The sequence below is a fragment of the Amycolatopsis sp. NPDC058986 genome (assembly GCF_042741125.1).
Lineage (GTDB): Bacteria > Actinomycetota > Actinomycetes > Mycobacteriales > Pseudonocardiaceae > Amycolatopsis.
Genome location: NZ_JBHYJW010000010.1, coordinates 1 through 19,176, shown reverse-complemented (window position 1 = coordinate 19,176; position 19,176 = coordinate 1). Strand labels below are relative to the sequence as shown.

The window sequence follows — 19,176 nt, the reverse complement described above, 5'->3', positions numbered from 1 at the left end:
GCGAACAATCATGCGGCTAGCCTGAACGCGTGCGCACAGAGCCCGACATCGCGACGGTCGCCAGGGCGATCGGCGAACCGGCTCGCGCCGCGATGCTGCTCCAGCTGATGGACGGCGAGGCGCACACCGCCCGCCGCCTGGCCACGGTCGCCGGAATCGCGCCGTCGACGGCCAGCTCGCATCTGCGGATGCTGTGCGCGTCGGGACTGGTGCACGTCACCGACGCGGGACGGCGGCGGCTGCATCGGCTGGCCGGGCCCGAGGTCGCCCAGCTCGTCGAAGCCCTCGCCGCGCTCGCCCCGCCCCGGCTGCCCGGCACGCTCCAACCGGTGCCGCCCACGGACGCGATCCTGGCGGCCCGGATCTGTTACGGCCATCTCGCCGGGCAACTCGGCGTCGAAATCGCCATCGTGCTCCGGAAGGACGACATCGTGCCCGCACTCGCACCCGGCGAGACCGGCGTGGTGCGCACGTTCGGCCATCCGCTGCTGGCGGCGTTGGAGATCACCGGACTCGAGCCCGGCCGCGCGGGCGTGCGTGCCTGTGTCGACTGGTCGCACGGCACGACACACCTCGCGGGCGCGCTGGGGAGTGCCCTGCTTTGGAGCCTGCTCGCGGCGGGCTGGGTACGCCGCCGCCCGGCCGGGCGGGCACTGCGGATCACCGCCGCGGGCCGAGAACGCTTGGCGGAGCTGGGTTTCTAGCCGATCAGCGCGATGCCCACGGACGGACCTCTTCGAGCAGTTTCGCGACCGCCAGCACCAGATCGTCCGAATGCCGTGGCCCGACGATCTGCAGCCCGACCGGCAGCCCGGACGTCGTACGCCCGGCGGGCACACTGATCGCGGGCTGCTGGGTCAGGTTGAACGGGTAGCTGAACGGCGTCCACTCCGGCCATTCGCTCAGCCCGCTGCCGGGCGGGACGTCGTGGCCGGCCTCGAAAGCGGTGATCGGCAGGGTCGGCGTGATCAGGACGTCGTACCGGGTGTGGAACTCGCCCATCAGGATGCTGAGTGTGGCCTTGTCGGCGAGCGCGCCGAGGTAGTCGCTCGCCGAGTACGTACGGCCCTTCTCCCAGACCCGGCGAAGTCCCGGGTCGACCTTCTCCTCGGAACCCGCCGGGAAGGTGTCGAGCAGTTTGGCCGCGCCGGCGGACCAGAGGACATCGAAGGCGGCCTTCGGATCTGAGAAACCGGGATCGGTTTCCTCGATGCTCAGCCCGGCCTCCTCCAACGCCGCGACGGCGGAGGCGACGATCGCGGCGACCTCGGGGTCGACGTCGACGTAGCCCAGCGTCGGCGAGTACGCCGCGATGAGCCCGCGCACGTCACGCCGGACCGCCTCGCGGTAGGCCCCGAGCGCCGTGTCGAGCGCGGTCGGGTCGCGGTGATCGGGCAGCGACAGGATGTCGAGCAGCAACGCGGTGTCGTCCACCGACCGCGCCATCGGGCCCGCGTGCGAAAGCGGGCCGAACGGGCTCGCCGGGAAGAGCGGGATGCGGCCGTGAGTCGGTTTGAGGCCGACTATGCCGCAGAACGACGCCGGTATCCGGACCGAGCCACCGCCGTCGGTGCCCACCGAAAGCTCGCCCATGCCCGCCGCGACGGCCGCGGCGCTGCCGCCGCTCGACCCGCCCGCGGTCTTCGCGGGGTCGTGCGGATTGCGGGTGATCCCGTTGAGCGGGCTGTCCGTGACGCCCTTCCAGCCGATCTCCGGTGTCGTGGTCTTGCCCAGCACCACCAGGCCGTTTTCCCGCACCCGCGCGGTGACCGGGCTGTCGACGTCCCACGGCTGCTCGGGGTCGATGCACTTCGAGCCGCGCACGGTCGGCCAGCCCTGGGTCAGGAACATGTCCTTGATCGAGATCGGGACGCCGTCCAGCCAGCCGATCGGATTGCCGTCACGCCAGCGGATTTCGGAAGCTTTCGCCTGTTCCAGCGCGCGATCGGCGTCGACGAGGCAGTAGGCGTTGACCTCGTCCTCACGTTCCTCGATCACCCCGAGCGCGTTCTGCGTCGCCTCGACCGGGGAAAGCTCGCCGGTGGCGTACGCGGCGACGAGTTCGCTGGCGGTCAACAATGTCGTTTCGTTCATCCAGTCCTGACTTCCGGTGACGGCACGTACCCGAGCTGCTTGTCCACGACATTGTGCAACGGTTCCCCCGCTCGCCACCGGCCGAAGTTCTCCCGGAACACCTCAACCAGCGTGTTCCGCCAGCCGACGAAGTCGCCGGACATGTGCGGCGACACCAGCACGTTCTCCATGGTCCACAGTGGACTCTCCGGCGGCAGCGGCTCGGTTTCGAACACGTCGAGCGCGGCGCCGGCGATACCGCCCCCGCCCAGCGCCGCGACGAGGTCCGAGGTCACCACGAGCTCGCCGCGGCCGACGTTGACGAACCGCGCGGACGGTTTCATCGCCGCGAACGCCGCCGCGTCGAACATGCCCTTCGTCTGCTCCGTCAGCGGCGCCACGGCGACGACGTAGTCCGCGGCGGACAGGCAACCCGGCATTTCGTCCGCACCGTGCACGACGCCGAAGTCCGGGTCGCCGCTACGGGCCCGGCGTCCCGCGCCGCTCACCCGCATCCCCGCCGCGCGCAGCAGCCGCGCGATCGCCCTGCCGATCGGCCCGGTGCCGACCACCAGCACCTCCCGCCCGGCGACGCGCTCGCTCTCGCGGTGCAGCCAGCGGCTCTGCCGTTGCAGGTCCAGCGAACGGGCGAAGCCCTTCGCGAAGGCGAGGATCACGCCCAGGACGTACTCGGCGATCGCGCCGTCGAACACCCCACGCGAATTCGTCAGCACCACGTCGCTCTCGCGCAGCCCGGGGAACAACACCGGGTCGACACCGGCACTGGCGATGTGCAGCCAGCGCAGCCGGTCGGCCGCGTGCCACGCCCCGGGCACCGCGGTGGAGAGGAAGTCGTACACGAAGAGGATGTCCGCCCCCGATAACGCATCGGGCAGTCCCGCCGCGTCCGTGTAACGAACCACCGCGTCGGCTTCGATAGCGCGCATGTCTGGTGGTTGGCCAGCGCCGCACAGCACCGCCAAAACCGGGGAATCCGACGCGATCACGTTGACACGGTAGGAGCCGCTCGTATGATTGTCAACAATCCGAGGACTGACCCCCGGAGCGACCGGACCTGTCATCTTCAGACGCTCTCCGGAGGGCTAGCCTTGGACCTTGATTTCCTCGCGTTCGAAGGGCCGTTGGCACAGCGGGGCATCGGTGTCATCGCCCCGTTCGACCTCGCCCTGGAACGCGAACTGTGGCGCTGGGTGCCGATGGAGGTCTCCCTGCACCTGGCGAGAACCCCGTACGAACCGGTGCCGGTCAGCATGGAGATGGCCCAGCTGGTGAGCGACCAGCGGCACCTCGCCGCCGCGACGAGGGACGTCCTGCACGTCGAGCCCGAGGTCGTCGCCTATCTCTGCACCTCGGGCAGTTTCGTCAACGGCGTCGACTACGAACGCTCCCTCACCAAGGCCATCTGCGACGCCGGCGCCCCGGACGCGGTGACCACTTCCGGCGCGCTGGCCGAGGTGCTGCACAGCCTCGACCTGCGCCAGGTGTCGGTGCTGACCCCGTACGACGCCGACCTCACCGGGAAGCTGCACGACTTCCTCGCCGAAATCGGCGTCACCACGGTGTCGAGCGATCACCTCGGCCTCGGTGGCGGCATCTGGAAGGTCAGCTACCGGACCATCGCCGAACGCATCCTCGCCGCGGACCACAGCGCGGCCGACGCCATCTTCGTCAGCTGCACCAACCTCCCCACCTACGACCTGATCGACCCGCTGGAAGCCGCGCTCGGCAAACCGGTGTTCACCGCCAACCAGCTGACGATGTGGGCCTGCCTGCGCCGCATGGGACTGCCCGTGGTCGGGCCCGGCAAGTGGCTCCGCGAGATCACCCAGCCCCCTGTTCCTTAGTGCCACCCCCTTTCGCATCCACCCGGAGGAGTGAAGTTTCCCGCCGTTGTTAGGATTGTCGACAATTTGCGCTGCTTCCCGGAGGTTCCGTGACCACCATCGGCTTCATCTACCCGGACCACGCCGCCGAGGACGAGTACCCGCTCGCCGAACAACTGCTGGGCGGCGATCGGAGCGGCATCCGGCTCCCGGTCGAGCACATCTACGGCACCGACCTGCACGCCGTACCCGAGCTCCTCGACCTCGGCAGCGAGGCACGGCTCGCCGAGGGCGCGTCGCTGCTCGCCAAGCACGAGCCCGACGCGGTGGTCTGGGCCTGCACCAGCGGCAGCTTCGTCTACGGCTGGGAAGGCGCGCGGGACCAGGCGGACCGGCTGGCCGCCGTCGCCGGCGTCCCGGCTTCGAGTACCTCCTTCGCGTTCGTGCACGCCGCCAAGGCGCTCGGCGTGCGGCGGGTCGCCGTGACGGCGAGCTATCCCGACGACGTCGCCCGGCTGTTCGTGGACTTCCTCGCCGCGGGCGGGGTCGAGGTGGTGTCGATGTCCAGCGCGGACATCGACACCGCGGCCGAGGTCGGCGCGCTGGAGCCGGAAGCGGTCATCGAACTCGCCGCCGGGCACGATCACCCGGACGCCGACGCGGTGCTGGTACCGGACACCGCGATGCGCACGCTCGGCGAGATCAACGCCGTCGAGGCCCGCCTCGGCAAACCCGTGCTGACCGCCAACCAGGTCACCGTCTGGGAGGGACTGCGCCTGGTCGGACAGGCCCCGCTCGTCCGCACCCTCGGCGCGCTGTTCCAGACGGGGAACGCGTGAGATGAGCCTGTCCGACATAGAACCGGTCAGCCGGGAATCCACCGCGGGCATCATCGCTCGCCAGCTGCGCGAGGCGATCATGACCGGTGCGCTGCCACCCGGCACCCAGCTCGGTGAGACCGACCTCGCCGCCCGCTTCCAGGTGTCACGGGGGCCGCTGCGCGAGGCGATGCAGCACCTGGTCTCCGAGGGGCTGCTGCGCAGCGAACGGCACCGCGGGCTGTTCGTCATAGACCTCGGCCCCGGCGACGTCTACGACATCTACTCCGCCCGGTGGGCCATCGAACGCGCCGCCCTGCTGCGGGCGTTGCGCGGGGATCGCGAGCAGGTCGCCGTCACTCTCGAACAGGCTGTCGTCGAGATGGCCACCGCGGCCGGCGCGGACGACCCCTCCGCGATCTCCACCGCGGACCTGCGTTTCCACGAGGCGCTGATCGAGGCCTCGGGCAGCAAGCGGCTCGTCCGCATGGCCCGCACCCTCCTCATCGAAACGCGGATGTGCCTCGCCGCACTTCAGGGGACGTATCAGCGGGTCGAAGAACGCGTCGAGGAACACACGCACATCATCGAAGCGCTGCGCGCCGGGGACGAGGCGAGCGCGCTGGCCCTCCTGGAGGCCCACATGGAGGACGCCGTGCGACGGCTCGCGCCCGGCACCAGCCTGACGCAGAGCGAGGCTCCCCCGGTCGGTTGAGCGGGATTCAGGAAGCACAACGCACCCCCAGCACCGGCTGGCCACCGCGTCCTCCGCGGAACTTCGCGTCCCACGGCCAGAACCCGTCGTCATCGGCGTAAACCAGTTGCCGCGCCCGGATTCCCGGGCCGTAGAGGCCCACGGCCATGACCAGGTGCGCCGACGGCTCGGCGAGCTCGACGACCTCGATCGACGGCCCGTCGCGCAGCGTGTACTGCTCCCCGTGCTCAGGCGGCTCCGCATGGCACGCGTGCTCGGCCACGCAGTTGAGCAGCGACCCCGCCGGGTACAGCGGCAACCCGGTGACGACGAGTTCCGGCAGCTTCCGTTCGGTGAGCCCGATCGTGTAGGCCCACGGCGGGCTGTGTCTCGATCCCTCCACTCCCTGCACCATCCAGCCGCACTTGCCGATCACGGTGCGGACGTAGCGCAGATAGTCGGCCCGGGTCTTGTCGGGATTTTCGCACTGCCAGCACATCCTGATGCCCCCTCCTGCTCGGTTGTGGGTGAGCGGGAGCCAGTGTCGGGGAGGGCACCGACGAAACGGGGCGGGCGATCAGCCGAGATTCTCGGCGACTACCGAACCGAGCCGGGCTGTGGTAGCGGTGCCGCCGAGGTCGGGCGTGACCGCGGCGGGATCGCCGAGCGTCCGGTCGACGGCGGCACGGATCGCTTGCGCGGCATCGGTTTCGCCCAGATGTTCGAGCATCATCGCGGCGGCGAGGATCTGCGCGACCGGGTTCGCGATGCCCTGTCCGGCAATGTCCGGAGCGCTTCCGTGGACCGCCTCGAACATCGAAGGATGTTCACCCGATGGATTGATGTTTCCGGAGGGCGCCATGCCCAGTCCGCCGGTGATCGCGGCCGCGAGATCGCTGAGGATGTCGCCGAACAGGTTCGACGCGACGACGACGTCGAGCCGTTCCGGCGCCTGCACCATCCGCGCGGCGAGCGCGTCCACATGGCACTGTTCACTGTGGACGTCCGGATATCCGGCGGCGACCTCGGCGAAGATCTCGTCCCAGAACGGCATCGAGTGGATCAGGCCGTTCGACTTGGTCGCCGAGCACACCCGGCCGTCGCGCGTGCGCGCGAGGTCGAAGGCGTACCGGATGATCCGCTCGACGCCGACCCGGGTGAAAACCGATTCCTGCACAACGAATTCACCCGGTTGTCCGGTGTTGTGACGCCCGCCGATGGCCGAGTACTCGCCCTCGGAGTTCTCCCGGACGATCACCATCTCGAGTTCCTCGGCCTTGCGCCCGGCCAGCACCGACGTCGTGCCCGGAAGCAGCCGCACCGGACGCAGGTTGACGTATTGCGAGAACGCGCGCCGCACCGGGATCAGCAAGCCCCACAACGAAACGTGGTCCGCGACGCCGGGGAAGCCGACAGCACCGAGCAGGATCGCGTCGAACGCGGACAACTGCTCGATACCGTCTTCCGGCATCATCGACCCGGTGCGGGTGTAGCGCTCGCAGCTCCAGTCGAATTCGGTCCACGCCAAGGAAAAACCGAATTGCCCGGCGGCACGGTCGAGGACCTTGCGGGCCTCGGCCGTAACGTCGACACCGATCCCGTCGCCCGGGATGCTCGCGATGCGGTAGGTCTTCACAGATTCACCGCGATGTACTTGACCTCGAGGAACTCGTCGATGCCGACCGAGCCGCCCTCGCGGCCGAGGCCGGACTGCTTGATCCCGCCGAACGGCGCCGCCGGGTTCGACACGATGCCCTGGTTGAGCCCGATCATCCCGGCCTCCAGCCGCTCGGAGACCCGCAACGCCCGCTTGACGTCGCTGGTGTACAGATAGGACACCAGCCCGAATTCGGTGTCGTTGGCCTTCGCCACCGCCTCGTCCTCGGTGTCGAACGGCGTGATCGGCGCGACCGGCCCGAAGATCTCCTCCGAGGTCATGCGTGCCTCCTGCGGCACGTCGGTGAGCACGGTGGCCTGGTAGAAGTGGCCGGGTCCGTCGACGCCCGCGCCACCGGTGAGCACCCGCGCGCCCCTGTCGGTGGCGTCCTTGACGAGTTCGGTGACCTTCGCGACGGCCTTCTCGTCGATCAGCGGCCCCACCACGACGCCTTCTTCGGTGCCGCGGCCCATCGGCAGCGCCTGCATGCGCTCGGTGAGCCTGCGCGCGAACTCGTCGGCGACGTCGCGCTGCACGTAGAAGCGGTTCGCGGCGGTGCACGCCTCACCGATGTTGCGCATCTTCGCCAGCATCGCGCCCTCGACAGCGGCGTCGAGATCGGCGTCGGCGAAGACCAGGAACGGTGCGTTGCCGCCGAGTTCCATCGAGGTGCGCAACACCTTGTCCGCACACTGTTCCAGCAGCTTCCTGCCGACCCCGGTGGAGCCGGTGAACGACAGCTTGCGCGCGCGGCCGTCGCGGATGAGCGGCTCCATCACGCCGCCGGAATCATGCGTGGTGAGGACGTTGACCACCCCGGCGGGCAGTCCCGCTTCGGCGAGGATCCCGGCCAGCGCGAGCATCGACAGCGGTGTCTGCGCGGCGGGTTTGATCACCATCGTGCAGCCGGCCGCGACGGCGGGGCCGATCTTGCGCGTGCCCATCGCCATCGGGAAGTTCCACGGCGTGATGAGCAGTGACGGGCCGACCGGCTGCTTGGTCACCAGGAACCGCCCGGCACCATTGGGGGCGACCGCGTAGCCGCCGTCGATGCGGACCGCCTCCTCGGCGAACCAGCGGAAGAACTCGGCGGCGTAGGTGATCTCGCCCTTCGATTCGGCGAGCGGCTTGCCCATCTCCAGCGTCATCAGCAGCGCGAGTTCCTCGCTGCGCGCGACCAGCAGCTCGTAGGCGCGGCGCAGGATCTCCCCGCGCTCCCTCGGCGCTGTCGCCGCCCAGTCCGCCTGCGCGGCGACGGCGGCATCGAGGGCCGCGACGCCGTCAGCGGGCGAAGCGTCGGCCACCTGGCACAGCTCCGCGCCCGTCGCCGGGTCCTGGACCGCGAACGTCTTCCCGCCGGTCGCGGCGACCCATTTGCCCCCGATGAACAGTTCCTTGCCGACCGCGTCGACGACGCCGGTCTCGGTGATCGCGCTCATGCGATCGCCTCGCTCCGCGAGACAGTGTTGAATCCCTTTTGGCGCATGATGCCCTCGATTCGCTCGCAAGCGTCGCTCATCCCAGCCTGCTCCTCCGTGTTGTCTCCCCGGCCATGCTATGGATATTGTCAACAATCGACAACTGTTCCGCCCGACCTAGGAGCACCACTGCCATGGCCCAGCTCTCCCCGCTGCTCAAGCAGGCAACTCCCGTCGTGGTCGACCACGGTGAAGGGGTGTACCTCTACGACGTCGACGGGAAACGTCACCTCGACTTCACCGCCGGGATCGGCGTGACGAGTACCGGACACTGCCATCCGGACGTGGTCCGCGCGGCACAGGAACAGATCGGCAAGCTCATCCACGGCCAGTACACGACCGTGATGCACAAGCCGCTCCTGGAGCTGACGAAGCGGCTCGGAGACGTCCTGCCGAGCGGGCTCGACTCCCTGTTCTTCTCGAACTCCGGCAGCGAAGCCGTCGAAGCGGCGTTGCGGCTGTCGCGGCAGGCGACCGGACGGCCGAACGTCATCGTGTTCCAGGGCGGGTTCCACGGCCGCACGGTCGCCGCGGCGACGATGACGACGTCGGGAACGCGGTTCAGCGCGGGCATCGGACCGCTGATGGCCGGCGTGCACGTCGCCCCGTTCCCGTACGCGTACCACTACGGCTGGGACGAGCAGACCGCGACGAAGTTCGCGCTGCGCGAGCTGGACTACCTGTTCGCGACCGTGAGCGCACCGAACGAGACGGCGGCGTTCTTCGTCGAACCCGTGCTCGGCGAAGGCGGCTACGTCCCGGCGAACACGGAATTCCTCGCCGGACTGCGGGAACGCGCCGACGCACACGGGATCCTGCTGGTGCTCGACGAGGTGCAGACCGGGTTCGGCCGCACCGGGCGCTTCTGGGGCCACGACCACTTCGACGTCCAGCCGGACGTCGTGCTCATCGCCAAGGGGCTCGCGAGCGGGTTCCCGCTGTCGGGCATCGCGGCGCCGGAATCGCTGATGGCCAAGGCATGGCCGGGCTCGCAGGGCGGGACCTACGGTGGCAACGCGGTGTCGTGCGCGGCGGCGATCGCGACGCTGGACGTCATCCAGCGCGAGGGTCTGGTCGAGAACGCGGCCGAGCGAGGACGTCAGCTGCTCGAGGGCGCGCGGCTGATCGCGGACAAGACGGCCGCGATCGGCGAGGTGCGCGGGCTCGGCCTGCTGGTGGGCACGGAGTTCACCACGCCGGACGGCGAGCCGGACACCGCGACCGCGCAGAAGGCGCAGAAAGCCGCCGCGGAGAACGGTTTGCTGCTGCTGACCTGCGGGGCCTTCATGAACGTCGTCCGCATGGTGCCGCCGCTGGTGGTCGACGCGGCGCAAGTCGACGACGCGCTGCGCATCTGGGGCGACGTCGTCTCATCGGTCACGGGGAGCTGAGCCATGGCACGCTACATCACCATCACCCTGGACAAGCGCGGCGTTTCGTGTCGCGCCAGGCTGCTCGACGACGAAGCCCCGCGGACGTGCCGCGCGGTGTGGGACGCGTTGCCGCAGAGCGGTTCGGCGTACCACGCGAAGTACGCGCGCAACGAGGTCTACACGCTCGTGCCACCCTTCGCCGACCCGAAGCCGGGGCGGGAAAACCCGACCATCACGCCGATTCCAGGCGACGTCGTGTACTTCGGCTTCGAGGCTTGGGAGATCGGGAACCCGGCGTACGGCTACGACTCCGGCAGTGAGGCGCACAGCGATCAAGGCGCGACGGACCTCGCGATCTTTTACGGCCGTAACAACCTGCTGATCAACGGGGACGCGGGCTGGGTACCCGGCAACGTCTTCGCGACGATCGAGGAGGGACTCGCGGAGATGGCCGCCGCGGCGCAGGACCTCTGGCTGCGCGGGGTCGAAGGCGAGACGCTGAGCTTCGCCCGCGCCTGAGAGTTGCGGCGGCTCGGCTCGTTGCCCTGAACGACGCGTTCGGGACGTTGATCGTCTCGAACGCGTCGCTCGCGGCATGTACGACTGGATGTGCTGAAGGCGCCCTTCAGTGCAGCCCGACTCTCGCACCCCGAACGGGGAACTCGGGCATCCGAAGGTGGGACTCGCCGGAGCGGTGACGCTGGGGCATCACGTCGAGGTCGGCCCGGCGATCACCCGGCCGTGTGAACCTCCAGAGTTTCACCATTAGTGGCAACACCTTCACCATTTCGTGGGACAGTGCCGCCCGGTTGCCGTATCAAGATCGCCATCACCCAGAGTGATCGCGACTACAGCTACTACCCAGAGTGGTCGACCGCCGAAAGGGAGACCCCACCGCAAAACACGAAAGCCTTACGTGTTTATCGTAGGAGGATTACGTGCTCCCTGCCACGGCTGAAAAAGGGACGCCGACGTTTTTTGACACCGCGCCAACCACCTGAAAATCTCCCCTTGCTCATCGCGAGAGCACCCAGGAAAACAAATCCGATAAAGGGAGACCTGAAATGCAGATGTTCGCCCAGCACGCGCACCACGCCCACGACATCCTCACGGGCGTGCTCGCACACCTGGCGCACCTGCTCGGTTGGCTCGTCTGACCCGGCACATCTGAACGACCGGGGGTCGGCACGTTGGCGCGGGTCGGCCCCCGACCACCTCGCCGGAAAACACCGGTGAACAATTGGTCTTGAAAACAGCCCGGCGCCGTTCACGGCGGCCGGGCTGCCCTCATTTCCCCGACGTTCCACCGACGAATACGAAAGCCCCGAACGGCTTACCTCGTACGTGGTGACAAACCCACGAAGGTTCACCGCCTGAGGAACCCGCCGATTCAGGCGGCTCCCATCGAGTGAAGGTGTGCTTGTCTTCGCGCACACCCGCGGGCCCGGTTCGGCGAGCTGCCCCGCGACGCGGTCGATGAGGCGGCACCGGAACCCACCTCCTAGTAAACGTGAAGAACGTTCATGGCCAGCGGTCACCGCCAAGGACTACGCTGCGGTAACAAGGCAACGGCGCACGAGGGTGAGGCTGTCGATGGGCGATGGGGCGGCACGGCTGGCCGGGATCGTCGGGGACAAGAACCTGCTGGTCGGCGAGGCGATCTCGGAGGACTACGGGCACGACGAGGCGTTGAGCTTCGAGCCGAGGATGCCGGCGTACGTCGCGAAGCCGTCGACGGCGGAGGAAGTCGCGGAGTTGCTCAAGGCCGCGTCCGAACTCGGCATTCCGGTCACCGCGCGTGGTTCCGCCACCGGCATCTCCGGCGGCTGCCGTCCCGAAGCGGACGGGCTGGTGGTCTCGTTCGAGCGGATGAACGCCGTGCTGGAGGTCGACACGGTCAACCACGTCGCGGTCGTCCAGCCGGGCGTCACACTGTCCGAACTGGACGCGAAGACCACCGCGGCGGGGCTCGGCTACACGGTCTACCCCGGCGAGCTGAGCGCGAGCGTCGGCGGGAACGTCGGGACCAACGCCGGGGGTATGCGCGCGGTCAAGTACGGCGTGACCCGCCACAATGTCCTCGGGCTGCAGGCGGTACTCCCGACCGGGGAGATCATCCGGACCGGCGGCAAGGTCTCGAAGATCTCCACCGGCTACGACCTGACCCAGCTCATCATCGGCTCCGAGGGCAGCCTCGCGCTCGCCACCGAGGTCACGGTCAAGCTCCACCCCCGGCTTCCGCACGGTGCCACCGTGCTCGCCCCGTTCGGCGATCTCGACCAGGTGATGACCGCGGTGCCGAAGATCGTCGCCGCCGGTCTCGACCCGCACATCCTCGAATACATCGACACCATGACGATGGGCGCGATCGTCTACACCGAGAAGCTCGAACTCGGCGTCCCCGACGACATCCGCGACAGGACCCAGGCCTACCTCGTGGTGGCGCTGGAGAACCGGCACGAAGACCGATTGCACGAAGACGTCGAGGCCCTGGGCGAGTTGCTCGGCGAACTGGGCGCCACCGAGGTCTACGTGCTCGAAGGAAGCTCCGCGCGCAAGCTCATCGAAGCACGGGAGAAAGCCTTCTGGACCGCCAAAACCGTCGGGGCCGACGACGTCATCGACGTCGTGGTCCCCCGTTCGGCGATGCCGGAATTCCTTGTCAAGTCCCGGGAAATGGCGCAGGCCACGGGTGGGGGCGCACTCGGCTGCGGGCACGCCGGCGACGGGAACGTCCACCTTGCGATCTTCTGCAAGGACCCGGCGACGCGGAAGAAACTGCTGACCGACATCTTCGGGCTGGCGATGGCGCTGGGCGGCGCGATCTCCGGCGAGCACGGGCTCGGCAAGAGCAAGACCGGGTACTACCGCGAGCTGGAGGATCCGGCGAAGATCGCGTTGATGCGACGTCTCAAGCAGGCCTTCGACCCGGCCGGGATTCTCAACCCGTCCGTCCTGTTCGGATGAACACAGTGGATAGACACAGTGGATAGAGAGAAAGCGCAGAGCATGACCGATCTGAACGGCGCCCAGTCCCTGATCCGCACACTGGTCGAGGCCGGTGTCGACGTGTGCTTCGCCAACCCCGGCACGTCGGAGATGCACTTCGTGGCCGCGCTCGACTCCGTCCCCGAAATGCGGGGCGTGCTCGGGCTTTTCGAGGGCGTCGTCACGGGTGCCGCGGACGGCTACGCGCGCATCGCGGGCAAACCGGCCGCGACGCTGCTGCATCTGGGGCCCGGCCTCGGCAACGGCCTGGCGAACCTGCACAACGCCCGCCGCGCGCACACCCCGATCGTCAACGTCGTCGGCGATCACGCGACCTACCACAAGCAGTACGACGCGCCGCTGGAATCCGACATCGACGCCGTCGCGGGCTCGCTCGAAGGCTGGATCCGCCGGTCGGCACACCCGAAGGACATCGGGGCCGACGCCGCCGCGGCGGTCGCGGCCGCGCAGGACGCACCCGGCCGCGTCGCCACGCTGATCCTGCCCGCGGACGTCTCGTGGGGCGAAGGCGGCGAGGTCGGCACAACCGTTGCGCCGCAAGCACCTCAGCCGGTCGACGCCACCACGGTGAAGAGCGTCGCCGAGGTGCTGGGCAGCGGTGAGCCGGTCGCGCTGCTCATCGGTGGCGCCGCCTGCTTCGAGCCGGGATTGCTGGCGGCGAGCCGGATCGCGGCGGCGACCGGGGTGAAGGTGTTCGTCGAGACGTTCCCGTCGCGGCTGGAGCGCGGGGCCGGCCTGCCGCCGATCGAGCGGCTCGGCTATCTCGCCGAGCAGGTCGTCTACCAGCTCGACGGCGTCAAGCACGTGATCGTCGCCGGGACGAAGGCGCCGGTTTCGTTCTTCGCCTACCCAGGGAAGCCGAGCGATCTCGTGCCCGAGGGCGCGCAGGTGCACACGCTCGCCGGCGTCGGGCAGGACGTCGTCGCCGCGCTGGCCGACGTCGCCGAACTGGTCGCCGCGGACACGGAACCCGTGCTGCAGCAACCTTCCCGGCCCGCGGTGCCGTCCGGGCCGCTGACCCCGCAGAACTGGGTCGAGGTGATCGGGGCGCTGCTGCCGGAGCGCGCGATCATCGCCGACGAGGCCAACACCTCCGGGCTGCTGCTGCCCGCGGCGACGGCGGGCGCGCCCCGCCACGACGTCCTGACGCTGACCGGTGGCGCCATCGGGTACGGCATGCCGGTGGCCACCGGCGCGGCGATCGCGGCGCCGGAGCGGCCGGTGGTCAACCTGCAGTCCGACGGCAGTGCGCTGTACACGATTTCGGCGCTGTGGACACAGGCGCGCGAGAACCTGAACGTGACGACGGTGGTGCTCAACAACCACGCGTACGCGATCCTGCGGCTGGAGTTGCAGCGCGTCGGCGCGGAAAGCGGTGGCCCCAAGGCGAACGAGCTGCTCGACCTGTCCCGGCCGGACATGGACTTCGTGAAGATCGCCGAGGGAATGGGCGTTCCGGCGACACGGGCGACCACCGCCGAGGAGCTGGCCGAGCAGTTCGCGCGGGCGCTGGCCGAACCGGGCCCGCACCTGATCGACGCCGTCGTCCCGCCGCTGTTCTGACCGTCCGAAAGGGACAGACATGCCGACCGTGACGAAGATCGACCCGCCCGGCGAGATCCGTTCGCTGGTCGTGCTCGACCGCGTCGACTACGCGGACACGTTCCGCATGGACACCGCGAAGGCGAGGTCCCGCAGCCCCGAGCAATGGCTGCGGGACGTGCTGGAAAACGGGCCCCTGCGGCGTTTCCTCGTCCTCGGCTGGTCGCTGCTCGGTGCGCGCCTCGGCCCGCTCCGATCGGCGGATCACCTGCTGGGCTGGAAGATCGACGAGCGCGACGACGACCACATCCGGCTCTCGGTCGACTGGCGGCTCGGGCTCGGCGCGAATCTGGTCCTGCGCACCAGCGACTCCGCGGTGACACTGGCGACCTTCGTCAAGCTTCGCAGTGTCCCAAGCCGGGTGGTGTGGCGGCTCATCACCCGGTTTCACCACTGGTCGTTGCGTCTCCTGCTCACCGACGCGGCGCGGCGGCCCGCCCCGCCCCTGGCCGTTCTCTGGTTCCAACGGCATCTCGCGAACCCGATCTCCCGCCGCGTCGCGCGGTTCCTGCCGGGGGAAGCCGTGCTCGAAACCGTCGGGCGGCGTTCCGGTCTGCCCAGGGAGACGCCGATCGGCGGACGGCTCGAAGGCGCCACGTTCTGGATCGTCACCGAATTCGGCCGTCAGTCGCAGTACGTCCGCAACCTGGAGGCGCAGCCGCGAGTCCGGCTCCAGGTCAAGGGCCGCTGGCACACCGGCACGGCGTCCATTGTGGACGACGACGATCCTCGGGTACGGCTGCGGAAACTGCCGTGGTTCAACAGTCTCGTCGTGCGCACGGTGGGCACGAACCTGCTCACCGTGCGCGTCGACCTCGACTAGCACTCAGGGATCACGGACCGAGGGACAGACAGTGCCGACCGGAGCGGATTCGGTCCAGACCTTCGTCGCGTCCAGGGCACCGGAGGGTGGCTGATTTCGGCGTTCCAGAACACTGGCGAGCGGAGTCCGCCCTGACACGTCACACGGTTCGCCGATGTCCCGCCGGGCTTTCGGCAGCCGCGCTTGCCGGTTACGTGGCAGGTCGCGACTCCGCGAGCTTGAGCGCGGTGCGGGTCGGCAGCAGTGCGACGAGGCGGCGGACGAGGCGGTTCGCGCCACCGGAGATGACGCTGACCGGCGGGGTACGCCGGTCGAGTGCCTTCAGCGCCGTGGTCACCACCTGCTCCGGTGTCTGGAACCGGGTGCCGCTGGTGTCGGTGCCGCCACGCGCGTAGAACTCGGTGCGCGTCGGTCCCGGCGAGACAACCATCACCGTCGGCCCCGCGGCGCGCAGCTCGTGCGCGAGCGCCTCGGTGAAGCGGATCACGAACGCCTTCGCCGCCGAGTAGACGGCCATGAAGGGCACCGGCAGGTATCCGGTCAGGCTCCCGACGTTCAGCAACGCACCACGCCCGGAGGCGACCAGATCCGGCAGGAAGGCATGGCAGATCTCCACCAGGGCGACGATGTCGAGGTGCAGCTGCGCGCGCACCTCGTCCTCGGTGGAGTCCGCGAACGACTTGGTCAGCCCCATACCGGCACAGTTGACCACTGTGTCCACCCGGATCTCCAGCGCGTCCAGCCGCTTCTTGAGCAGCGGCCCGCCGCGCTCGGTGTGCAGATCGAACGCCACCGGACGCGCCAGGCGTCCCGTCCGCGCGGTGATGTCCGCCGCCAGTTCCCGCAACACATCCTCCCGTCGCCCGACGAGCACCACGTCCGCGCCACGATGGGCCAGCCGGCGCGCGAACTCGGCGCCGATCCCGGAACTCGCCCCGGTCACGAGCGCGGTGGTCCCTGTGTACCGCATCGGTCTCCCGTCCACGGCCAGCCGGCCGCCCACTCTCGATGTAATAAGCTCTCACATTGAGAGTAGCCAAGTATGTGAGAGGCTTCAACATTGGGAGGATCCATGGCTGGGCGAGACACGTATCATCACGGCGATCTGCGGAACGCGCTCCTGGACGCGACCACCGAGCTGGTCCGGGAACGTGGCGCGAAGGGATTCAGCGTTTCCGAGGCCGCCCGCCGCGCCGGCGTGTCCCCCTCGGCGCCATACCGTCACTTCGCCGACCGCGACGCGATGCTCGCCGCCACCGCCCAGCACGCTTTCACCGAACTGGAGGCGCGGTTCACCGCCCTCGCCCTGGAGCCGACGCTCACCGGCCGCGCCGCGCAGATCGCCGTCGCCTACGTCGCGTTCGCCCGTGAGGACCCGGCACGGTTCGAGGTCATGTTCGCCGCCGGAATCGACAAGACCGCCCATCCCGAGCTACTCGACCAGACCCGCCGCGTCCAGACACAGCTGGCGGAAGCGCTCTCGCCCCACGTCCCACCGGCGGAACTCGTGGATCGCGCCGCCGAACTGTGGTCGATCGCGCACGGCGTCGCCGCCCTCACTGTCGGCGGGAACCTCCGCCATGTCGTCGACCCGCCACGCATCGACACGATCGCCGCGTCGGCCGCGCGCGCCTGGGCGACCGGCACCCCAGGACCCGGCAGGTGAGCACGCGCCGCGACGAGGTCCGCGCTCGGCGGCGACCGCGCCCGGCGCGATACCCGTGACTCGGGGAGCGCGCTAGGCGGCGACGAGTTCGCCGGTTTCCTTCCGGGTCTTCGGTACCAGCGCGGTGAAGCCGATACCGGCCAGCGCCGCCACCCCGGCGACGACGAACGTCGCGCGGAAGCCGGTCAGCGAGGGCGCGGTCACCGCGCCGACGGTGATCGTCATGTTCGCGAGCATCGTCGACATCACCGCGCTGGAGGTCGAGGTGCCCACCGAGCGCATCAGCGAGTTGAGCCCGTTGGCCGCGCCGGTCTCGCTCACCGGCACCGCGCCCATGATCAGCGACGGCATCGCGGCATAGGCGATGCCGACCCCGGCGCCGATGATCACCGACGCGGCGATCAGCTCGAAAGCGTTGTCCAGCAAGAAAAGCGCGAAGACGTAGCCGAGCGCGATCACCGCCGCGCCGATCATCAGCGTGCTACGCGCGCCGAAGCGGGCGGTCAGCCGCGCCGACACCGGCGACAGCAGCATCATCACCAGGCCGTTGGGCATCAGGCAGAGGCCGGCGACGAGCATCGTCAGGCCCAGTCCGTAGCCGGTCGCCGTGGGAGCCTGCAGCAGCTGCGGGAACGACAAAAACATGGCGTACAAGGCGAAACCGACGAGGATCGACGCCAGATTCGTGAACAGCACCGGCCGTCGCGCGGACACCCGCAGATCGACGAGGGGATCGCGGCGGCGCAACTGGTACCAGCCCCACAGCAGGAGGAGCACGACCGACGCGGCGGCGAGACCGAGTGTGATGCCGCTGCCCCAGCCCCATTCACCGCCCTTGACGATCGGCAGCAGCAGGCAGATCAGCCCGGCGGCGAGCCCGAGCGTGCCGAGGTAGTCGAACGGGGCAGGGGTGCGTACCGGCGATTCCGGCACTGCGAACAGGATCAGCGCCAGGCAGATCGCACCGAGTGCGCTGGAGCCCCAGAAAAGCACGTGCCAGTCGAGGTTTTCGGCGACGAGCGCGGCGATCGGGAGCGCGAGCGCGCCGCCGACCCCGAGCGTCGCGCTCATCAGCGAGACGGCGCCGCCGACACGCTCGGGCGGGATTTCGTCGCGCATGATGCTGATGCCGAGCGCGACGATGCCCATCGCGAGGCCCTGCAGCGCCCGGCCGACGATCATCAGCGCGAGCGAACTGGTCAGCGCGCACAGCACGGAGCCGAGGATGAGCAGCACAAGGCTGCCCACGACGACCCTGCGCTTGCCGTAGAGGTCGCCGAGCCTGCCGCTCACCGGCGTCACCACCGCGGCCGCCAGCAACGTCACCGTGACCACCCAGGACGCATTGGTCGCGGTGGTGTCCAGAAGCCGGGGAAACGCTGGGATCAGGGGCACGACCAGCGTCTGCATGAAGGAGACGACCAGGCCGCAGGAGGCGAGGACGCCCACGACCAGCGACGGATTACGGGAGTCACCCGGACGAGACACGAATACCCCAGCGAGCCGGTTTGTGCACGATACACACGTTGTGGATCATACACATCCATGACCGGCGAACGGACCGTACGTGATCGAGTCGACGTGCTGAACGGGCTCAGCCGCGAGCTGAAACTGCTGAGCCGTCACCAGGTGCTGCCGCACAGCCTGGCGACCCCGCTCGCGCTGGAGCGCTCGGCGTTCCTGCTGCTCAGCAGGCTGGAAGCGGACCAGCCGATGTCACTGCGGGAACTGGCGGAAGCGTTCGGTCTCGACGTCTCCACGGTCAACCGGCAGGTCGCCGCGCTGCTGCGGCAGGGACTCGCCGAGCGCATCCCGGACCCCGGCGGCGGGTTGGCACGGAAACTGCGGGCGACCGAGGAAGGAAAACGGAAGCTGGGCCAGGACCAGGCCCAGCACCGGGCCGGTCTCGACATGATCATGACGCACTGGTCCGCCGCGGACCGGCACACGTTCTTCGAGCTGCTGCGCCGGTTCAACGAGGACATCGAGGCCCTGCAGGGCACGACTCCCTGGCCGCGCGGCGAGAAGAGCTGAAGGGGACTTTCCTCGCATGACAAACCCGGGAAGAGACCCCAAACACAACCCCCCCGCCAATAACAAATATGCCCGGGGGCCCCCCGCGATATGCAGTGTAGTTAA

The 19,176-nt window shown here is 69.2% G+C and carries 18 protein-coding genes; 11 read left to right on the top strand and 7 right to left on the bottom strand.

The window, feature by feature from the left end:
• Positions 1-29 precede the first annotated feature (29 nt).
• Positions 30-704, top strand: a complete 675-nt coding sequence (locus ACFW0G_RS11810) for an ArsR/SmtB family transcription factor (RefSeq protein ID WP_378324993.1) — start codon at positions 30-32, stop codon at positions 702-704.
• 4 nt (positions 705-708) lie between these two features.
• Here ACFW0G_RS11810 and ACFW0G_RS11805 read toward each other — a convergent pair whose 3' ends face one another.
• On the bottom strand, positions 709-2,094 hold the full coding sequence (locus ACFW0G_RS11805) for an amidase (protein ID WP_378324992.1): 1,386 nt from the start codon (positions 2,092-2,094) through the stop codon (positions 709-711).
• A complete protein-coding gene (locus ACFW0G_RS11800; protein WP_378324991.1) occupies positions 2,091-3,020 on the bottom strand; it encodes a D-2-hydroxyacid dehydrogenase in 930 nt (309 codons plus the stop codon). Before ACFW0G_RS11800 ends, ACFW0G_RS11805 begins: the two co-directional genes overlap by 4 nt.
• A gap of 162 nt (positions 3,021-3,182) precedes the next feature.
• Between ACFW0G_RS11800 and ACFW0G_RS11795 the strand changes: the two genes are divergently transcribed.
• The 3 genes from ACFW0G_RS11795 (at position 3,183) to ACFW0G_RS11785 (ending at position 5,450) form a co-directional block, all read left to right on the top strand.
• Complete coding sequence (locus ACFW0G_RS11795) at positions 3,183-3,938, top strand: Asp/Glu/hydantoin racemase (RefSeq protein WP_378324990.1); 756 nt, start codon at positions 3,183-3,185, stop codon at positions 3,936-3,938.
• 89 nt (positions 3,939-4,027) lie between these two features.
• Entirely contained in the window at positions 4,028-4,756 is a 729-nt protein-coding gene (locus ACFW0G_RS11790; protein ID WP_378324989.1) for a maleate cis-trans isomerase, read from the top strand.
• A gap of 1 nt (position 4,757) precedes the next feature.
• Positions 4,758-5,450 (top strand): GntR family transcriptional regulator, encoded by a 693-nt coding sequence (locus ACFW0G_RS11785; RefSeq protein WP_378324988.1) that lies wholly within the window; start codon positions 4,758-4,760, stop codon positions 5,448-5,450.
• 7 nt (positions 5,451-5,457) lie between these two features.
• Here the strand turns inward: ACFW0G_RS11785 and ACFW0G_RS11780 are convergent, their stop codons facing one another.
• From ACFW0G_RS11780 to ACFW0G_RS11770, 3 genes are all read right to left on the bottom strand, one after another.
• Entirely contained in the window at positions 5,458-5,928 is a 471-nt protein-coding gene (locus ACFW0G_RS11780) for a DUF4262 domain-containing protein (RefSeq protein ID WP_378324986.1), read from the bottom strand.
• Positions 5,929-6,006: 78 nt separating this feature from the next.
• Positions 6,007-7,065: a tartrate dehydrogenase gene (locus tag ACFW0G_RS11775; RefSeq protein ID WP_378324984.1), complete on the bottom strand. Its 1,059-nt coding sequence runs from the start codon at positions 7,063-7,065 to the stop codon at positions 6,007-6,009.
• Entirely contained in the window at positions 7,062-8,525 is a 1,464-nt protein-coding gene (locus ACFW0G_RS11770) for an NAD-dependent succinate-semialdehyde dehydrogenase (RefSeq protein ID WP_378324983.1), read from the bottom strand. The genes ACFW0G_RS11775 and ACFW0G_RS11770 overlap by 4 nt, the downstream gene beginning before the upstream one ends.
• A 173-nt stretch (positions 8,526-8,698) precedes the next feature.
• Between ACFW0G_RS11770 and ACFW0G_RS11765 the strand changes: the two genes are divergently transcribed.
• The 5 genes from ACFW0G_RS11765 to ACFW0G_RS11745 all read left to right on the top strand — a co-directional run bounded on the left by ACFW0G_RS11765 (position 8,699) and on the right by ACFW0G_RS11745 (position 15,371).
• Positions 8,699-9,955: an aspartate aminotransferase family protein gene (locus ACFW0G_RS11765; protein ID WP_378324982.1), complete on the top strand. Its 1,257-nt coding sequence runs from the start codon at positions 8,699-8,701 to the stop codon at positions 9,953-9,955.
• Between the two features lie 3 nt (positions 9,956-9,958).
• A complete protein-coding gene (locus tag ACFW0G_RS11760; RefSeq protein ID WP_378324980.1) occupies positions 9,959-10,456 on the top strand; it encodes a DUF3830 family protein in 498 nt (165 codons plus the stop codon).
• 1,074 nt (positions 10,457-11,530) lie between these two features.
• Entirely contained in the window at positions 11,531-12,904 is a 1,374-nt protein-coding gene (locus ACFW0G_RS11755; RefSeq protein ID WP_378324978.1) for an FAD-binding oxidoreductase, read from the top strand.
• A 42-nt stretch (positions 12,905-12,946) separates the two neighbouring features.
• Positions 12,947-14,509 carry an acetolactate synthase large subunit gene (locus tag ACFW0G_RS11750; protein WP_378324976.1) on the top strand — a complete coding sequence of 521 codons (1,563 nt, stop codon included), beginning with the start codon at positions 12,947-12,949 and terminating at the stop codon, positions 14,507-14,509.
• 19 nt (positions 14,510-14,528) lie between these two features.
• Positions 14,529-15,371 (top strand): nitroreductase/quinone reductase family protein, encoded by an 843-nt coding sequence (locus tag ACFW0G_RS11745; protein ID WP_378324974.1) that lies wholly within the window; start codon positions 14,529-14,531, stop codon positions 15,369-15,371.
• 190 nt (positions 15,372-15,561) lie between these two features.
• On the opposite strand, the gene ACFW0G_RS11740 is transcribed toward ACFW0G_RS11745, so the two are convergent.
• Positions 15,562-16,341, bottom strand: coding sequence for an SDR family NAD(P)-dependent oxidoreductase (locus tag ACFW0G_RS11740; protein ID WP_378324972.1), 780 nt, complete (start codon positions 16,339-16,341; stop codon positions 15,562-15,564).
• 102 nt (positions 16,342-16,443) lie between these two features.
• On the opposite strand from ACFW0G_RS11740, the gene ACFW0G_RS11735 reads away from it, so the two are divergent.
• Positions 16,444-17,037 (top strand): TetR/AcrR family transcriptional regulator, encoded by a 594-nt coding sequence (locus ACFW0G_RS11735; RefSeq protein ID WP_378324971.1) that lies wholly within the window; start codon positions 16,444-16,446, stop codon positions 17,035-17,037.
• A gap of 72 nt (positions 17,038-17,109) precedes the next feature.
• Here ACFW0G_RS11735 and ACFW0G_RS11730 read toward each other — a convergent pair whose 3' ends face one another.
• On the bottom strand, positions 17,110-18,447 hold the full coding sequence (locus tag ACFW0G_RS11730; RefSeq protein ID WP_378325201.1) for an MFS transporter: 1,338 nt from the start codon (positions 18,445-18,447) through the stop codon (positions 17,110-17,112).
• A gap of 135 nt (positions 18,448-18,582) precedes the next feature.
• On the opposite strand from ACFW0G_RS11730, the gene ACFW0G_RS11725 reads away from it, so the two are divergent.
• A complete protein-coding gene (locus tag ACFW0G_RS11725; protein ID WP_378324970.1) occupies positions 18,583-19,071 on the top strand; it encodes a MarR family winged helix-turn-helix transcriptional regulator in 489 nt (162 codons plus the stop codon).
• Positions 19,072-19,176 lie beyond the last annotated feature (105 nt).

Excerpts from the sequence above, each read along its gene's own strand:
- ACFW0G_RS11780 (WP_378324986.1), bottom strand. The coding sequence starts at position 5,928 with ATGTGCTGGCAGTGCGAAAATCCCGACAAGACCCGGGCCGACTATCTG.
- ACFW0G_RS11770 (WP_378324983.1), bottom strand. The coding sequence starts at position 8,525 with ATGAGCGCGATCACCGAGACCGGCGTCGTCGACGCGGTCGGCAAGGAA.
- ACFW0G_RS11805 (WP_378324992.1), bottom strand. The coding sequence starts at position 2,094 with ATGAACGAAACGACATTGTTGACCGCCAGCGAACTCGTCGCCGCGTAC.
- ACFW0G_RS11755 (WP_378324978.1), top strand. The coding sequence starts at position 11,531 with ATGGGCGATGGGGCGGCACGGCTGGCCGGGATCGTCGGGGACAAGAAC.
- ACFW0G_RS11735 (WP_378324971.1), top strand. The coding sequence starts at position 16,444 with ATGGCTGGGCGAGACACGTATCATCACGGCGATCTGCGGAACGCGCTC.
- ACFW0G_RS11745 (WP_378324974.1), top strand. The coding sequence starts at position 14,529 with ATGCCGACCGTGACGAAGATCGACCCGCCCGGCGAGATCCGTTCGCTG.
- ACFW0G_RS11760 (WP_378324980.1), top strand. The coding sequence starts at position 9,959 with ATGGCACGCTACATCACCATCACCCTGGACAAGCGCGGCGTTTCGTGT.
- ACFW0G_RS11730 (WP_378325201.1), bottom strand. The coding sequence starts at position 18,447 with ATGCAGACGCTGGTCGTGCCCCTGATCCCAGCGTTTCCCCGGCTTCTG.
- ACFW0G_RS11750 (WP_378324976.1), top strand. The coding sequence starts at position 12,947 with ATGACCGATCTGAACGGCGCCCAGTCCCTGATCCGCACACTGGTCGAG.
- ACFW0G_RS11800 (WP_378324991.1), bottom strand. The coding sequence starts at position 3,020 with ATGCGCGCTATCGAAGCCGACGCGGTGGTTCGTTACACGGACGCGGCG.
- ACFW0G_RS11765 (WP_378324982.1), top strand. The coding sequence starts at position 8,699 with ATGGCCCAGCTCTCCCCGCTGCTCAAGCAGGCAACTCCCGTCGTGGTC.
- ACFW0G_RS11785 (WP_378324988.1), top strand. The coding sequence starts at position 4,758 with ATGAGCCTGTCCGACATAGAACCGGTCAGCCGGGAATCCACCGCGGGC.
- ACFW0G_RS11725 (WP_378324970.1), top strand. The coding sequence starts at position 18,583 with ATGACCGGCGAACGGACCGTACGTGATCGAGTCGACGTGCTGAACGGG.
- ACFW0G_RS11740 (WP_378324972.1), bottom strand. The coding sequence starts at position 16,341 with ATGCGGTACACAGGGACCACCGCGCTCGTGACCGGGGCGAGTTCCGGG.